18 protein-coding genes and 1 tRNA gene are annotated in these 15,098 nt (G+C 57.8%); 1 reads left to right on the plus strand and 18 read right to left on the minus strand.

Annotated features, from left to right (window positions below; all coding sequences use genetic code 11):
• The first annotated feature begins 50 nt into the window (after window positions 1-50).
• Window positions 51-539, plus strand: a complete 489-nt coding sequence (locus JFU37_RS27680; RefSeq protein WP_201120231.1) for an RDD family protein — start codon at window positions 51-53, stop codon at window positions 537-539.
• A gap of 97 nt (window positions 540-636) precedes the next feature.
• On the opposite strand, the gene nadA is transcribed toward JFU37_RS27680, so the two are convergent.
• The 18 genes from nadA to JFU37_RS27770 all read right to left on the minus strand — a co-directional run bounded on the left by nadA (window position 637) and on the right by JFU37_RS27770 (window position 15,065).
• Complete coding sequence (gene nadA, locus JFU37_RS27685; RefSeq protein WP_201120232.1) at window positions 637-1,695, minus strand: quinolinate synthase NadA; 1,059 nt, start codon at window positions 1,693-1,695, stop codon at window positions 637-639.
• A 273-nt stretch (window positions 1,696-1,968) separates the two neighbouring features.
• Window positions 1,969-2,044: transfer RNA gene (locus tag JFU37_RS27690), tRNA-Lys, on the minus strand.
• 63 nt (window positions 2,045-2,107) lie between these two features.
• On the minus strand, window positions 2,108-2,800 hold the full coding sequence (gene queC / locus JFU37_RS27695; protein WP_201120237.1) for a 7-cyano-7-deazaguanine synthase QueC: 693 nt from the start codon (window positions 2,798-2,800) through the stop codon (window positions 2,108-2,110).
• A gap of 1 nt (window position 2,801) precedes the next feature.
• Entirely contained in the window at window positions 2,802-3,449 is a 648-nt protein-coding gene (gene queE, locus JFU37_RS27700) for a 7-carboxy-7-deazaguanine synthase QueE (RefSeq protein ID WP_201120239.1), read from the minus strand.
• A 166-nt stretch (window positions 3,450-3,615) separates the two neighbouring features.
• Window positions 3,616-4,467 (minus strand): tol-pal system protein YbgF, encoded by an 852-nt coding sequence (gene ybgF / locus JFU37_RS27705; RefSeq protein ID WP_201120241.1) that lies wholly within the window; start codon window positions 4,465-4,467, stop codon window positions 3,616-3,618.
• 6 nt (window positions 4,468-4,473) lie between these two features.
• Window positions 4,474-4,971 carry a peptidoglycan-associated lipoprotein Pal gene (pal, locus tag JFU37_RS27710; protein WP_003178634.1) on the minus strand — a complete coding sequence of 166 codons (498 nt, stop codon included), beginning with the start codon at window positions 4,969-4,971 and terminating at the stop codon, window positions 4,474-4,476.
• A 53-nt stretch (window positions 4,972-5,024) separates the two neighbouring features.
• A complete protein-coding gene (gene tolB / locus JFU37_RS27715; RefSeq protein ID WP_446739613.1) occupies window positions 5,025-6,326 on the minus strand; it encodes a Tol-Pal system beta propeller repeat protein TolB in 1,302 nt (433 codons plus the stop codon).
• Window positions 6,323-7,402 carry a cell envelope integrity protein TolA gene (gene tolA, locus JFU37_RS27720; RefSeq protein WP_201120244.1) on the minus strand — a complete coding sequence of 360 codons (1,080 nt, stop codon included), beginning with the start codon at window positions 7,400-7,402 and terminating at the stop codon, window positions 6,323-6,325. The genes tolB and tolA overlap by 4 nt, the downstream gene beginning before the upstream one ends.
• On the minus strand, window positions 7,402-7,854 hold the full coding sequence (tolR, locus tag JFU37_RS27725) for a protein TolR (protein ID WP_161807482.1): 453 nt from the start codon (window positions 7,852-7,854) through the stop codon (window positions 7,402-7,404). The genes tolA and tolR overlap by 1 nt, the downstream gene beginning before the upstream one ends.
• 23 nt (window positions 7,855-7,877) lie before the next feature.
• Entirely contained in the window at window positions 7,878-8,573 is a 696-nt protein-coding gene (gene tolQ, locus JFU37_RS27730) for a protein TolQ (RefSeq protein ID WP_201120246.1), read from the minus strand.
• Window positions 8,563-9,030 carry a tol-pal system-associated acyl-CoA thioesterase gene (gene ybgC, locus JFU37_RS27735; RefSeq protein WP_131059803.1) on the minus strand — a complete coding sequence of 156 codons (468 nt, stop codon included), beginning with the start codon at window positions 9,028-9,030 and terminating at the stop codon, window positions 8,563-8,565. The genes tolQ and ybgC overlap by 11 nt, the downstream gene beginning before the upstream one ends.
• Window positions 9,031-9,157: 127 nt before the next feature.
• Window positions 9,158-10,219 (minus strand): Holliday junction branch migration DNA helicase RuvB, encoded by a 1,062-nt coding sequence (gene ruvB, locus JFU37_RS27740; RefSeq protein WP_201120247.1) that lies wholly within the window; start codon window positions 10,217-10,219, stop codon window positions 9,158-9,160.
• Window positions 10,220-10,837, minus strand: coding sequence for a Holliday junction branch migration protein RuvA (ruvA, locus tag JFU37_RS27745; RefSeq protein WP_201120248.1), 618 nt, complete (start codon window positions 10,835-10,837; stop codon window positions 10,220-10,222).
• A gap of 116 nt (window positions 10,838-10,953) precedes the next feature.
• On the minus strand, window positions 10,954-11,478 hold the full coding sequence (gene ruvC, locus JFU37_RS27750) for a crossover junction endodeoxyribonuclease RuvC (RefSeq protein ID WP_201120249.1): 525 nt from the start codon (window positions 11,476-11,478) through the stop codon (window positions 10,954-10,956).
• A gap of 127 nt (window positions 11,479-11,605) precedes the next feature.
• Window positions 11,606-12,352: a YebC/PmpR family DNA-binding transcriptional regulator gene (locus JFU37_RS27755; protein ID WP_201120251.1), complete on the minus strand. Its 747-nt coding sequence runs from the start codon at window positions 12,350-12,352 to the stop codon at window positions 11,606-11,608.
• A 120-nt stretch (window positions 12,353-12,472) separates the two neighbouring features.
• On the minus strand, window positions 12,473-14,248 hold the full coding sequence (gene aspS / locus JFU37_RS27760) for an aspartate--tRNA ligase (RefSeq protein WP_201120253.1): 1,776 nt from the start codon (window positions 14,246-14,248) through the stop codon (window positions 12,473-12,475).
• A 120-nt stretch (window positions 14,249-14,368) separates the two neighbouring features.
• Window positions 14,369-14,590 carry an FmdB family zinc ribbon protein gene (locus tag JFU37_RS27765; protein ID WP_010457489.1) on the minus strand — a complete coding sequence of 74 codons (222 nt, stop codon included), beginning with the start codon at window positions 14,588-14,590 and terminating at the stop codon, window positions 14,369-14,371.
• Window positions 14,591-14,726: 136 nt separating this feature from the next.
• Window positions 14,727-15,065: a ribbon-helix-helix domain-containing protein gene (locus JFU37_RS27770; RefSeq protein WP_201120255.1), complete on the minus strand. Its 339-nt coding sequence runs from the start codon at window positions 15,063-15,065 to the stop codon at window positions 14,727-14,729.
• Window positions 15,066-15,098 lie beyond the last annotated feature (33 nt).

Raw genomic sequence — 15,098 nt, forward strand, 5'->3', positions numbered from 1 at the left:
TTTGTGCACGTAAATCCGTAAAATGGCTTCTTTTGCGCCGAGAGCCTGCCATGTCGAAACACCTGCTTACTCCCCAGGGCAATTTTCCTGCCGCTGGCTTGGGTCGTCGTCTGGCAGCGATGTTCTATGACTTTCTGTTATGCACCGCCTTGCTGATTGTCACCAGCGGCCTTTACAAGATGATCCAGATGGCAATCATCGGTGAAGACAAAATGCGCGCGCTGACCGAGGCCGGCGCGCTGGACGGCGATCCGTTGCTGTCGACGGTGCTGCTGTTTGTCCTGTTCGGCTTCTTTGCCAAGTTCTGGACGTGGTCTGGCCAGACGCTAGGCATGCAGGTGTGGTGCATCCGTGTGCAGAATGCCGATGGTTCATCCATCAGCCTGTGGCAGGCGCTGTTGCGGTTTGTGGTGTCGATTGCGTCGTTGCTATGTGTTGGGCTTGGGTTCTTCTGGTCACTGTTCGACAAACAGCAACGCAGCTGGCATGACATGTATTCCAACACGCAGTTGGTGCGGGTTCCGAAGAAGACCAAGTAACGGCCACAAAAAAGATCGCAGCCTTCGGCAGCTCCTACAGGGGTTTACATAAACCTGTGTAGGAGCTGCCGAAGGCTGCGATCTTTTGATCCTGCTCTTAAGCGTTACCAGCCAGCTTCATCCGTGCCGCCTGGGTGAAGTCGAGCATCCGCTTCAACGGGCGAATCGCCTGAGGAATCAACGCAGGATCAACGAAGATCTCGTTCGCCCCCTCCTTCAAGCTCTTCAGCGTGCGCTCAAGGGTGTTCATCGCCATCCATGGGCAGTGTGCGCAACTACGGCAGGATGCGCCGTTACCCGCCGTTGGCGCTTCGATGAAGACCTTGTCCGGACACAGCTGCTGCATCTTGTAGAAGATGCCGCGGTCTGTAGCAACGATGAACGTCTTGTTCGGCAGGCTTTGTGCCGCCGCGATCAATTGACTGGTGGAACCGACGGCATCCGCCAACTCGATCACCGACGTCGGCGACTCCGGGTGTACCAGAATCGCGGCGTCCGGGTACAGCGCCTTCATGTCTTCGAGCTGCTTGGATTTGAACTCTTCGTGAACGATGCAGGCACCATCCCACAGCAGCATGTCGGCACCGGTCTTGCGCTGAATATAGGTACCCAAATGCTTGTCCGGCCCCCAGATGATCGTTTCGCCGTTATCCATCAGGCTTTCAACGATCTCCAGTGCGCAGCTCGATGTCACCACCCAGTCCGCCCGGGCTTTGACTGCCGCCGAGGTGTTGGCATACACCACCACCGTGCGCTCCGGGTGCTGATCGCAGAACGCCGAGAACTCGTCGACGGGGCAACCCAGGTCCAGCGAACACGTCGCTTCCAGTGTCGGCATCAGCACGCGTTTTTCAGGGTTGAGGATTTTCGCGGTTTCGCCCATGAACTTCACACCGGCGACCACGACGGTCTTGGCCGGATGGGCATTGCCGAAACGGGCCATCTCCAGTGAGTCGGAGACGCAACCACCGGTTTCTTCAGCCAGGGCCTGAATGACCGGATCGCAATAGAAGTGAGCAACCAGCACCGCGTCCTGAGCCTTGAGCTCGGCAGCGATGGCGGCACGGTAATAAGCCTCTTCCTCAACCGTCAGCGGCTTTGGCTGCTTGGCGTCGAGGTGGGCTTGAACCAGAAGGCGTTCGGAAATCTGCGTCATGTTCGCAAGACCTGCAGGCGCGTTCGCGCGAAAGTCGAGTATACACCCGGCTCCGGCCCCTTCAGGGTACCGCCGGGAAAGTGAGTATTCATCAGGCATGGACAGCGTTGGAGCTGCGCAAGGCTACAGAATATCCGGAGGATGCAAAAGATGATTCTGACCTGCGTCATACGATGCGGCACCGCACGGAGGCAACGTAAAATCGCGGGCAAAAAAAAATCCGGAAATCCTCACTTGCGTGGGCCTTCCAGACTTTTAAAACTGCTACAAAAATGGTGGGTCGTGTGGGATTCGAACCTACGACCAATTGGTTAAAAGCCAACTGCTCTACCAACTGAGCTAACGACCCGCTGTGTGGTGGCGCGTATAATACTGATTTTTAAGGACTATTCAACACCTAATTTGAAATAAATCAAAAATAAGGGGTTGGGTCGCTGATTCCGGCGGCTGCGAAGCCTTCTGCACGCAGACGGCAGCTGTCGCATTTGCCGCACGCACGGCCGTTATCGTCGGCCTGATAGCACGAAACGGTCAGCCCGTAATCGACGCCAAGCTTCACGCCTGCCTGGACGATTTGTGCCTTGCTCAGGTTCTGCAGTGGGGCCTGGATGCGGAAACCGTTCCCTTCTACGCCGGCCTTGGTCGCCAGATTGGCCATGCGCTCGAAAGACTCGATGAACTCGGGACGGCAATCCGGATAACCGGAGTAGTCGACGGCGTTCACGCCGATGAAGATGTCACGCGCGCCGAGCACTTCAGCCCAGCCCAGCGCCAGGGACAGAAACACCGTGTTGCGCGCTGGCACGTAAGTCACCGGAATACCTTCCCCCGGCACTTCCGGCACGTCGATGCGGCTGTCAGTCAGCGCCGAACCGCCAATGCCGTTCAGGTTTAAACCGATCACCTTGTGCTCGACCACACCCAAGTCGCGGGCGACACGTTCAGCGGCGTGCAATTCTGCGTGAGACCGCTGACCGTAGTCGAAACTCATGGTGTAGCAGCTGTAGCCTTGCGCACGAGCCATGGCCACGACCGTCGCCGAGTCCAGGCCACCTGACAGCAAGATGACCGCACGTTTTTCAGCAGTGTTCAGTGGTTCCGTCATTTCAGCGCCCCGGCTCGTCATTCCAAAGATATTTATGCAGCTGCAATTGCAGACGCACTGGCAGGTTGTCCGCCACCACCCAGTCCGCCAGGTCCCGAGCATTCAGGTCATGGTGACTTGGCGAGAACAGAACTTCGCCGGCGCGCCGGTCCAGACCGTATTGAATCAGCTTGGACACAGCCCAGTCGTAGTCTTCCCGCGAACAGATGACAAACTTCACCTGATCGTTGGGCGTGAGCAGTTCGATGTTCTCGTAGCGGTTGCGGTGCGCTTCTTTCGAACCCGGAGTTTTCAGGTCGACGACGCGACTGACCCGAGAATCTACTGCCGATATATCAAGAGCACCACTGGTTTCCAGTGACACTTCGTAACCGGCATCACACAACTGCTTGAGCAATGGAATGGCGTTGGGTTGCGCCAGCGGCTCGCCACCGGTAACACAGACGTAACGGGGGCGGAAACCGGCCACTTGCTCGAGGATGTCATCGAGCGTGCGAATGGTGCCCCCTGTGAACGCGTAGGCGCTGTCGCAGTATTGGCATCGCAATGGGCAACCGGTCAGGCGCACAAAAACGGTGGGCAGCCCGGCAGTCCGCGTTTCACCCTGCAACGAGTAAAAAACTTCAGTGATTCTCAATGTGTCTTGCATAGTCGCCACGGGCATAACAGCTAAACAGGCTGTCCGCCTCCGTCAGGCACTTCAAGGAACCCCGCCATCGCGCAGATCCCAAAAAGCGTATTTCATAAAAAGGGCGTGAATTCTAACGAAAAAACCCGCAACAAGTGCGGGTTTCTTCAAAACGAGTCACACAGGCTTACATGCGTTGCAAATCGCGTTGAGCCAACTGAGCGGCGGAAGTACCCGGATATTGGGACACCACCTGCTGCAAAATGCCTTTTACCTTGTCGGTATGACCGAGGCGGCGCTCTACATCAGCCAGCTTGTACAGCGAATCAGGCACTTTGGGGTGCTTTGGGTACAGCTGCGAGACCTTGGCAAATGCTTGGCCTGCACCTTGCAGATCGCCCTTGGCCAGATTGACTTCGCCCAACCAGTACTGGGCATTGCCCGCATATTGGCTGTTCGGGTATTTACGCAGGAATGCGGAAAAAGCCTGGCTGGCCTTGTCGAAATCCTTGGCCTTGATCAGGTCGAAGGCTGCATCGTAGTACAGTTTTTCCTTCGCCGGATCAGCCGGCTCGCTACCCGCGGCGGGCGCTTGAGCGGCTGCGGCTGCGGCTGCCGCTCCTGCACTTGCGCCTGCCGCTGCACCGGGGGCGTTCAAATTGCCACCGGTGGAAGAATTATCAGGAGTCGCGGCTGGTGCAACGCCGGTTCCTATGCGCCGATCAAGATCCTGATATCGCTCCAGGTTCTCTTGCTTCATGCGCGCTACTTCATTTTGCAGAACTTCAATCACACCCTGTTGGCGTGAGATCTGCTCCTGCATCGATTGCAGCTGGTTGAACAGCTCGCCCTGTGCCGAGACAGGGGCCGAAACCCCTCCCCCGGCATAGGCGCCGTTCGTACCGTAACCCGCAGGCGGATAACTGGTCCCGCTATTGTTATAGCCGGAGTCGTTATCGACCACAGGAACCGCAGCCCACACCGCAAGCGGTGCGAGACTGAGAGCCAGAACAGTTACAGCACGACGGCACGTTCGCATGACGAATTACTTACGCAGTTCGACGCGACGGTTTTGAGCCCAGGACTGCTCGTCGTTGCCGGTAGCAACTGGACGCTCTTCGCCGTAGGAAACCAGTTCCAGCTGAGCTGGGGAAACACCTTGCAGTACCAGGTAACGCTGAACGGCTTTCGCACGACGCTCGCCCAGTGCCATGTTGTACTCACGAGTACCACGTTCGTCGGTGTTGCCTTCCAGAACAACGCGAGCGCCGTTTGCTTTCAGGTCTTTGGCGTGAACGTCCAGAGCGCGCATGGCTTCTGGCTTCAGGTCCGAGCTGTCGTATTCGAAGTAGAAAGTGGTGATTGCGCGCAGAGCAGCTTCTTCGCTCAGGGAGCCGTCAACTGCACCAGTGTTTGCGCCGTAACCAGCGTTTGGATCTACAGCGCCTTCACCGGCATTGTCGCCGCCTTTGGACGAGCAACCTACAGCTACAGCCATGGCCAGAGCCAGCGCAGCAAATTTACCAAACTTCAGCATTTCCATCGTGAAACTCCTAATGAACCCCAATTGTGTTAAGTGAAACGTGTAGCGCCGCGTCAGTTCAGGTAAGGGGACCAGGAAGGTTCTCTGACTTCGCCTTGAGCGGTAGGAAGCGGGAGCCTTACGCGTCCATTGATGGACACGAGCATCAAGACTCCCCGGCCCTGCTGGCGGGTGGCGTAGATTACCATGGTGCCGTTGGGCGCGACAGTAGGCGACTCGTCCAGAGTGCTATCAGTGAGGATTTTTACACTTCCTCGCTGCAAATCCTGGGCCGCAACCTTGAAATTAGTGAAACCATCCTGGCGGTGGATCATCACCAGGGTCTTTTCATCAGCCGAAAGCTTAGGGTTGGCGTTGTAGTTACCAATAAAGGTCACACGTTCCGCACCGCCACCGCTGACGCTGGTTTTGTAGATCTGTGGCTTGCCGCCACGGTCGGAAGTGAAGTAGATGGTCGAACCATCCTTACCCCAGAACGGCTCAGTGTTGATGCCGGGACCGTTGGTAACACGCGAGATCTGACGCGACCCCAGGTTCATCACGTAGATGTCCGGGTTACCGTCCTTGGACAGCACGAATGCCAGGCGATTGCCATCCGGCGACCAGGCTGGCGCACCGTTGAGGCCTTCGAAGTTGGTGATCTGCTCACGGCGACCGGTGTCGATGTTCTGCATGAAGATACGCGGACGCTTCTGCTCGAACGAGACATAAGCGATGCGCTTGCCATCCGGTGCGAAACGCGGCGACAGGATCGGCTCACGCGATTGCAGCAGAGTGACAGCGCGGGCACCGTCATAGTCCGAACGCTGCAACGTGTAACGAGTGTTCTTCTCGGAGAAACGCTCGGCCGTCACGTACAGCAGACGCGTCGAGAACGCACCTTTGATACCGGTGAGTTTTTCGAACGACTGGTCAGCGATGTAATGCGCCATGTCGCGCAGTTGCTCGACACTGCCCGACACGCTGCCGGTCAGCACTTGCTGCTCGGTGGCGACGTTGAACAATGCGTACTGAACCTGCAGGCGACCGCCCGCCGGAACAATGCTGCCGACCATGATGTACTGGGCGCCAACAGCCTTCCAGTCACGGAAAATGATTTCGCTGGCCTGGCTCGGCTGGCTGATCATGTTCTGCTTGGGAATCGGCGAGTAGTAACCCGAGTTACGCAGGTCATTACCGACGATTTCGGCCATGTCATCCGGCAATACGGTGCCGCCCTGGAAACCGAACGGCACTACCGCGATTGGGGTTGCCCGATCACTGCCGCTGGTGACCAGAATGTTTTTTTCATCCGCTGCCGCTATCCCTGCCAGGCAGCAGATAACGACAAGCATTCCTCGAAGAAGGTTTCTCACAAGGCTAGATCCTCAGGTGTGAATGTCATCTTGAATGAACGATACGGAGCGAAATCGCTCGGCTTCATTCCCTGCATTTCTGTCAAACGTCCAATATTCTTGACCGCCGCTACCGCCGAAGCATCATACGGACCGTCGCCACTGGACTTGGCCACACTGACCGAAGTCACCGTACCGTCCGGCAACATGCCGATTTGCAACACGACCGTCATACCTTTGCGTGCCGAAGGAGGACGAGCCCAACCTTCCGCTGCGCGTGCACGAATCAGATCATCGAAACTGCCGGCGACTTCGTCACCCTGCTCATCGGCCAAGGCCTGCTGGCGCTTCGGCGTGTCGGAAAGCAAATCTGCCAGGGCCTGAGCCTTTTTGTCTTCGGTAGATTTACGTGCCGCATCCTGCGATTTCTTCTTCGCAGCATCGGCAGCAGCTTTCTTCTTCGCGTCTTCGGCGACTTTCTTCTTCGCCTCTTCAGCTTCAGCTTTCTTCTTGGCGTCTTCCGCAGCTTTCTTCTTCGCGTCTTCGACGATCTTTTTCTTCGCTTCTTCAGCGGCCTCTTTCTTGGCCTCTTCTTCAGCAGCCTTCTTGGCCTCTTCTTCAGATTTCTTCTTGGCTATATCAGCCAATTGTTTCTCTTCGGCCTTCTTGGCTTCGGCGGTCTTCTTCGCTTCATCGGCTTTCTTGGCTTCATCAGCCTTTTTAGCCTCATCCGCTTTCTTCGACTCGTCGGCCTTCTTGGCTTCCTCGGCCTTTTGAGCCGCTTCTTCTTTCTTTTGTTCCGCAGCCTTTACCGCTTCCTGCTCGACCTTCTTCTGTTCCATCTGTTCGACTTCAGTCTGGCGGGCAGCAGATTTCTGCGCCTCACCGGCAATCTTCTGATTGGTCTGGGTAGTCGCCCGACTCTTCGATTTCAGCTGGTACAAGGTCGCCTGGACAATCGGTTTGGCCGGCGGCAGCTCAGGTGTAAAGGCGAAACTGACGAACAGCATGCCGAACACCAGCACGTGCAGGACAATCGCCAGGACACTGGGCCAGAAGTAGCTTTCCGAGGCGGACGGCTCTCGCTGTTGCTGCATCAGGGCGCCTCGGTAATCAAGCCAACATTACCGACCCCGGCTTTCTGCAATCCGCCCATGGCGCCCATGACGGAACCGTAGTCGACGGTCTTGTCGCCGCGGATGAACACCTGGGTACGCTTGCCGCCTTCAGTCCCGGCACGAATGATTTTGGTCACGGCGTCGGTCATCTGCGGCAAGGTCATGGCCTTGTCCTGCTGCTTTTCGGTGTCGACTTCGCTGCCAAGGTTCCAGTAATAGGTCTTGTCAGCCTTGATCGAAATGGTCAGGACCTGGGTGTTGTTGTCCTGCGGCAAGGCTTCACTGGAAACCTTGGGCAGATCAACTTTCACGCCCTGATTGAGCATCGGAGCGGTCACCATGAAGATGACCAGCAGTACCAGCATCACGTCGATGTAAGGCACCACGTTCATCTCGGCAACCGGCTTGCGCTTTTTACGAGCTCGAGCGATTAAAGCCATTGGAAATTACCTGCTTATTCTTCGCTGGTGTGCACTTTGCGGTGCAGGATCGCCTGGAATTCATCGGCGAAGGTGTAGTAACGGCTGATCAGCGTTTCGCTGCGGGCAGCAAAGCGGTTGTAAGCGATAACGGCCGGAATGGCAGCGAACAGACCAATTGCGGTGGCAATCAGTGCTTCGGCAATACCCGGTGCCACAGTGGCCAGGGTCGCTTGCTGGGCAGCTGCCAGACCACGGAAGGAGTTCATGATGCCCCAGACCGTACCGAACAGACCGATGTACGGACTGACGGAACCGACGGTGGCGAGGAACGGCAGGCTCTGCTCGAGCTTTTCTTCTTCGCGGGAAATGGCGACGCGCATGGCACGGGCCACGCCTTCCATGACCGCTTCAGGATCGACGCCAGGCTGCTGACGCAGGCGGGAGAATTCCTTGAAACCGGCACGGAAGATCTGCTCGACGCCCGAATCCGGATCAGGGTTGCTACCCGCCTGACGGTAGAGCTTGGACAGGTCGATACCCGACCAGAAGCGCTCTTCAAAGCTCTCCAGGGCACGTCGACCGGCACGCAGCAAGTTGCTGCGCTGAAAGATCATGATCCATGAGGTCACCGATGCGGCTACCAGAATCAGCATTACCAACTGCACCACGACGCTGGCATTGCTGACCAGGCTCCACATGGAGGAATGGTCGACGACGTTAGCTTCCACGCTTTATCTCCTGCTTTGAGTGTGTACCCGCGCCGCTCACGTCGGCAAAGGCCGCACGTAGAGCTTCGGGAATGGCCCGGGGTTTCAAACTGTTAGTGCGCACACAGGCCACCAAAAACTGCCCTTCGCAGAGCAGCACATTATCCGTAGCCCGCCTGACCTGCTGTTTAAAGCGCAGGCTGACACGGTTCAATTCGATTACTTCAGCGCTTACCAGAAGCTCGTCGTCCAGTCGCGCCGGCGCGTGGTAACGCGCTTCGCTGGAATGCACGACGAACAACAGGTCCTCCCCTGCAAGCGCCGATTGGGCAAAGCCCAGCTCCCGGAGCCGCTCGGTTCGAGCCCGTTCCATAAACTTGAGGTAATTAACGTAATACACGATGCCGCCCGCATCGGTGTCCTCGTAATAAACGCGACAACGAAGTGCGAAAGGCTCAAGCCCGTTTTGCGCGCGCATACTCTAGTGCTTACTCCTCAGGTTGCCAATCCGGCCAGGCAACTGTTTTTCATTGTTCTGCGGCTTTCTCGCAAAAGTACGGTCCTAGGACAGCACAATGCCCGAAAATTCAGCGCGCAAAGGTTAATTAATCGTCCACAGCACCGAGGAATTCGTCTACCACGGGCATCTCGCCCAATCGTGAAGGAATATTTAAACCGAAGTGCAGGTACGCGTGCCGGGTGACCACCCGCCCCCGTGGCGTACGCATGATGTAGCCCTGCTGGATCAGGTAAGGTTCCAGCACGTCTTCAATGGTATGGCGCTCTTCACTGATGGCGGCCGCGAGACTGTCCACCCCGACCGGCCCACCGTCGAACTTCTCGATCATGGTCAACAGCAGACGCCGGTCCTGATGATCGAAGCCACGTTCGTCGACATCCAACAGATTTAACGCCAGGTCGGCGATCGGTTTGGTGATGTGGCCCTTGGCGCGAACTTCGGCGAAATCCCGAACCCGGCGCAGCAATCGGTTGGCTATCCGCGGGGTGCCTCGGGCGCGGCGGGCGATTTCGAAGGCGCCTTCCGGGTCCAGCGGCAAGCCGAGGATCGTTGCCGAACGGCTGACGATGGTCGCCAGATCGGCGGTGTTATAGAACTCCAGACGCTGGACGATACCGAAACGGTCGCGCAACGGATTGGTCAGCATCCCGGCTCGTGTCGTGGCCCCTACCAGAGTGAACGGGGGCAGATCGAGCTTGATCGAGCGCGCTGCCGGCCCTTCGCCAATCATAATGTCGAGCTGGAAGTCTTCCATGGCTGGGTACAGCACTTCTTCGACGATCGGCGACAGTCGATGGATTTCATCGATGAACAACACGTCGTGGGGCTCAAGATTGGTCAACAACGCGGCAAGGTCACCGGGACGCTCCAGAACGGGGCCGGAGGTGCTTTTGATCGACACCCCCATTTCCTGGGCGATGATGTTGGCCAGGGTGGTTTTACCCAGACCCGGCGGACCGAAAATCAACGTGTGATCCAGTGATTCGTTACGCCCACGGGCGGCCTGGATAAACAACTCCATTTGCTCGCGAACGGTCGGCTGGCCGATGTATTCGGCCAGGCTGACAGGACGAATCGCCCGGTCCTGGACTTCCTCGCGGTCGCGAGGGCCCGGCGTGGCGGTAATCAGACGATCAGCTTCAATCACTTAGATCATTCCCTTCAGGGCGCGACGGATCATGTCTTCACTGCTCAAACCTTTCTCCTTGATCGCGGAAATCGCCTTGCTGGCTTCCTGTGGCTTATAGCCCAGGGAAATCAGTGCGCTGACAGCGTCATTTTCGGCGGTGGCGACCGGAGCCGGCGCATCCGGCCCACCCGGCTGGTTGGGTACCAGGGCGAACATTGCCGGTACGGCTTCCCAAGCCTTGAAGCGATCCTTGAGTTCCACCAGCAAACGTTCGGCGGTTTTCTTGCCCACGCCAGGCACCTTGGTCAGGGCGGAGGTGTCCTGGGACTGCACGCAGCGGACCAGCTCGTCGACTTCCAGGCTCGACATCAAGGCCAAGGCCAATTTCGGTCCCACGCCATTGAGGCGAATCAATTCGCGGAAAAAGTCTCGCTCGCGCTTGCCGAAAAAACCATAGAGTAACTGCGCGTCTTCGCGTACGACCAAATGGGTGTGCAAGGTCAGCGGTTCACCGACCGACGGCAAGCGATAAAGCGTGGTCATGGGCACTTCCAGCTCATACCCCAGACCATTTACATCCAGAATCAGGTGCGGCGGCTGTTTCTCAGCCAGTGTGCCGCGCAAGCGTCCAATCACGTTTCAGATCCTTGAGCGTTGGCCAGCTCAATGGCTAGCGACTGACAGAACGAGGGCTTTGCGCCGGCAACACAGGCGCAAAGCCCTCATTCCATAAAAAATGATTGCTGATGCTATCAGAGACGCAAGCGCCCGCCACGACTGCGTGCCGAGCCAAGGCCATGCGGCAACAGGCTGGAACGCGTGTGAGCATGACAAATGGCGATGGCAAGGGCGTCTGAAGCATCGATTTGCGGCTTGCTGGTCAATTTCAGCATGTGCATGACCATCATCTGCACCTGCTCTTTATTGGCAGAGCCGGTGCCGGTCACTGCTTGTTTGACCTGGGTCGCGGTGTACTCGGCAATTTCCAGGCTTTCCTCGGCGCCAGCGACGATGGCTGCGCCACGGGCCTGGCCGAGCTTGAGCGCTGAGTCGGCGTTGCGCGCCATAAAGACCTTTTCGATGCCCATGGTCACCGGGCCGTACGTCTGGATGACTTCCCGCACACCGCGATAGACGATTTGCAGACGCTCGTGCAACTCGCCGGACCCCGTGCGAATACAGCCCGACGCCACGTAAACGCAGCCACGCCCGGTATCGCGTACCACGCCATAACCGGTAATGCGCGAACCGGGATCGATACCAAGAATTAAAGTCATAACGCCTGCGGGCTTATAGGTAGGAGCGAGCTTGCTCGCGATGGACGTTAACGATAACTCGGACAACCTGAATTAACGCGCCGTTCTCAGGTTCTTCGCGAGCGAGCTCGCTCCTACAAGGGGCACATCAACCGAGCTGAGCGGCCACCGACTCCGGAATGTCCGCGTTGGAGTAGACGTTCTGCACATCATCCAGGTCTTCGAGCATGTCGATCAGCTTGAGGACCTTCTCGGCGCCTTCCAGGTCCAGCTCGGCACTGGTGGTCGGCAGCATGACGATTTCCGCGTCATCGCCTTTGAAACCAGCTGCTTCGAGGGCGTTACGCACGGAATAGAATCCGGCAAACGAGGTGAACACGTCGATCGAGCCGTCTTCGTGGGTGACCACGTCATCGGCATCGGCTTCCATGGCCGCTTCCATCAGCGCATCTTCATCAACGCCCGGCGCGAAGAAAATCTGCCCCTTGCGCTCGAACAAATAAGCCACCGAACCGTCGGTACCCAGATTGCCGCCGCATTTGCTGAAGGCATGGCGAACAGCCGCTGCGGTGCGGTTACGGTTGTCGGTCATGCACTCGACCATCACCGCCACGCCGCCCGGGCCGTAGCCTTCGTAGCTGAGCTCGACCATGTCGTCGGTGTCGGCAGCACCGGCACCGCGGGCCACCGCGCGATCAATGATATCGCGACTCATGTTTGCACCAAGGGCCTTGTCCAGCGCCAGGCGCAAACGCGGGTTGGAACCCGGGTCACCGCCGCCCTGACGGGCCGCAACGGTCAGCTCACGAATCCACTTGGTGAAAATCTTGCCTTTCTTGGCATCCTGACGTTCTTTGCGGTGCTTGATGTTCGCCCACTTGGAATGACCCGCCATAACTCGCTCCGAATTCTCTTTGAAACAATTGCTCGCCTCGCACGATACGACGGCCAGCAACAAAAAATCTCGACCTAAAGAAAAGGCGCATCCCAAAAGGATGCGCCTTTTCGGTCAGCCTTACTCAGCCTTTGGTGTTTCGCGCAGACGAATGTGCAATTCGCGCAGCGCCTTGGCATCTACGGCCCCCGGAGCTTGAGTCATGACGTCAGCCGCGCTCTGGGTTTTCGGGAAAGCGATCACTTCACGGATCGACTGGGCGCCGGTCATCAGCATGACCAGACGGTCCAGGCCGAAGGCCAGGCCACCGTGCGGCGGCGCGCCATATTTCAGGGCGTCGAGCAGGAAGCCGAATTTCTCTTCCTGTTCCGCTTCATTGATACCCAACAGGCGGAACACCGTCTGCTGCATTTCCTTGCGGTGGATACGGATCGAACCGCCACCCAGCTCGGTGCCGTTCAGGACCATGTCGTAGGCACGGGACAGAGCGGTCGCCGGGTTGGCTTCCAGTTCTTCCGGCGTGCACTTCGGCGCGGTGAACGGGTGGTGCAAGGCGGTGAAGCTGCCGTCGTCGTTCTCTTCGAACATCGGGAAGTCGACAACCCACATTGGCGCCCACTTGCAGGTCAGCAGGTCCAGGTCGTTGCCGACCTTGATCCGCAGTGCACCCAAGGCTTCGCTGACGATCTTGGCCTTGTCGGCACCGAAGAACACGATGTCGCCATCGACTGCGCCAACACGATCGAGGATCACATTGAGGTTGGCTTCAGGGATATTTTTGACAATAGGCGATTGCAGCCCCTCGACGCCCTTCGCGCGCTCGTTGACCTTGATGTACGCCAGGCCCTTGGCACCGTAGATGCCGACGAACTTGGTGTAGTCGTCGATTTGCTTGCGCGGCATGCTCGCCCCGCCAGGTACGCGCAAGGCGGCAATGCGGCATTTCGGGTCGTTGGCCGGGCCGCTGAAGACTTTGAAGTCGACTTCTTTCAGTTGGTCGGCGACGTCAACCAGTTCCAGCGGGTTACGCAGGTCCGGCTTGTCGGAACCGTAACGACGCATGGCCTCTTCGAAGGTCATGTGCGGGAATTCGCCGAATTCCAGATCCAGCACTTCCTTGAACAGGTTGCGGATCATGCCTTCGGTGATGGCGATGATGTCTTTTTCATCGAGGAAGCTGGTCTCGATATCGATCTGAGTGAACTCAGGCTGACGGTCTGCACGCAGGTCTTCGTCGCGGAAGCACTTGGCGATCTGGTAGTAACGATCGAAGCCAGCCACCATCAGCAGTTGCTTGAACAGCTGTGGCGATTGCGGCAAGGCGAAGAAGGAACCGGCGTGGGTACGGCTCGGCACCAGGTAGTCGCGAGCGCCTTCCGGGGTAGCACGGGTCAGGATCGGCGTCTCGACGTCGAGGAAGCCGTTCTCGTCCAGGTAGCGACGGATGCTGGTGGTCATACGCGAACGCAGACGCAGCTTCTCGAGCATTTCCGGGCGACGCAGGTCGAGGAAGCGATAGCGCAGGCGGGTTTCTTCGCCGACGTCGGAGAACTCGTTGAGCGGGAACGGCGGGGTTTCCGATTCGTTCAGTACTTCCAGTTCGTAACCCAGCACTTCGATCATGCCCGACGCCATGTTGGCGTTGGTGGCACCGGCCGGACGCAGGCGCACCTTGCCGGTGACCTTGACCACGTACTCGCTGCGCACGCGGTCGGCGACGGCGAAGGTTTCAGCGCGGTCCGGGTCGAACACCACCTGGGCCAGACCATCACGATCACGGATATCGAGGAAAATCACCCCACCGTGGTCACGGCGACGGTGAACCCATCCGCAAAGGGTAATTTCCTGGCCTTCCAGGGCTTCGTTCAGTTGGCCGCAATAATGGCTGCGCATCATGGTCGTGGTTTCACTTCTCGTAATTCGAAATTCGGTTGGAGCTCCTGCAGCAGACTCGCCCTTAAGAAAGGTGCTGGATGCTGCAAGCGCTCACTCGTGTCGTTCAACAGGCTCTAGACCCTAGTCAGCTTTGTCGCCGCCGGCCAGGTTCTTCTTTGAACCGGTCTTGAAATCGGTTTCGTACCAGCCGGTGCCGCTGAGGCGGAAGCCTGGCATGGACAGCATCTTTTTAAGCTCTGGCGCCTGGCAGGCAGGGCAGTCGACCAGCGGTGCTGCGCTGATCTTTTGAATGGCTTCCAACTGATGACCACAGGAAGCACATTGATAGTCGTACATCGGCATGGGGGTTGTCTCGGCGATCAGATTGCTACCGCACACGCTGGGTTTTGCGGCAAAGAGCGGGATTATATCCATTAAATGCAGCCTGTGCAGCCGTAAGACTGCACAGACCGACACTCTGCCCATTCCATCGCCATCACTAGCCTGTGACGACACAACTCCCTTCCTTCAAGCTGTGCACAACACAGACCACCCGCACCAGCCCGCTGAAGTTCTTCACGCCGCCGTGGCGCAAATGCACTTCGCGGTCCACATGGGACAACAGCGCACTGACGGAGCAGCAATTGACTTTGGCCATTTGGCCCAAAATATCCCAGTAGACCTGCTCAAGCCGCAAACAGGTGGCAAAGCCATTCAATCGTACTGATCGGGACAAAGGCTGGGCCAGCCCCATATCGAATTCGCTAACAAATGGATCAATCCTTATCTCCTTGACCGGACTGGCCCTCTCCTCGCTTCGCCTGTCTTCGTAATCCATATCCTTGACACTCCTTTGCCATCCTTGCCTTCT

Source organism: Pseudomonas sp. TH41 (genome assembly GCF_016650695.1).
Lineage (GTDB): Bacteria > Pseudomonadota > Gammaproteobacteria > Pseudomonadales > Pseudomonadaceae > Aquipseudomonas.

What these genes read in the sequence shown, in the direction of transcription:
- JFU37_RS27680 (WP_201120231.1), top strand. Translation starts at nt 51, where the DNA reads ATGTCGAAACACCTGCTTACTCCCCAGGGCAATTTTCCTGCCGCTGGC.
- nadA (WP_201120232.1), bottom strand. Translation starts at nt 1,695, where the DNA reads ATGACGCAGATTTCCGAACGCCTTCTGGTTCAAGCCCACCTCGACGCC.
- queC (WP_201120237.1), bottom strand. Translation starts at nt 2,800, where the DNA reads ATGACGGAACCACTGAACACTGCTGAAAAACGTGCGGTCATCTTGCTG.
- queE (WP_201120239.1), bottom strand. Translation starts at nt 3,449, where the DNA reads ATGCAAGACACATTGAGAATCACTGAAGTTTTTTACTCGTTGCAGGGT.
- ybgF (WP_201120241.1), bottom strand. Translation starts at nt 4,467, where the DNA reads ATGCGAACGTGCCGTCGTGCTGTAACTGTTCTGGCTCTCAGTCTCGCA.
- pal (WP_003178634.1), bottom strand. Translation starts at nt 4,971, where the DNA reads ATGGAAATGCTGAAGTTTGGTAAATTTGCTGCGCTGGCTCTGGCCATG.
- tolA (WP_201120244.1), bottom strand. Translation starts at nt 7,402, where the DNA reads ATGCAGCAACAGCGAGAGCCGTCCGCCTCGGAAAGCTACTTCTGGCCC.
- ybgC (WP_131059803.1), bottom strand. Translation starts at nt 9,030, where the DNA reads ATGCGCGCGCAAAACGGGCTTGAGCCTTTCGCACTTCGTTGTCGCGTT.
- ruvC (WP_201120249.1), bottom strand. Translation starts at nt 11,478, where the DNA reads ATGACTTTAATTCTTGGTATCGATCCCGGTTCGCGCATTACCGGTTAT.
- JFU37_RS27755 (WP_201120251.1), bottom strand. Translation starts at nt 12,352, where the DNA reads ATGGCGGGTCATTCCAAGTGGGCGAACATCAAGCACCGCAAAGAACGT.
- aspS (WP_201120253.1), bottom strand. Translation starts at nt 14,248, where the DNA reads ATGATGCGCAGCCATTATTGCGGCCAACTGAACGAAGCCCTGGAAGGC.
- JFU37_RS27765 (WP_010457489.1), bottom strand. Translation starts at nt 14,590, where the DNA reads ATGCCGATGTACGACTATCAATGTGCTTCCTGTGGTCATCAGTTGGAA.
- JFU37_RS27770 (WP_201120255.1), bottom strand. Translation starts at nt 15,065, where the DNA reads ATGGATTACGAAGACAGGCGAAGCGAGGAGAGGGCCAGTCCGGTCAAG.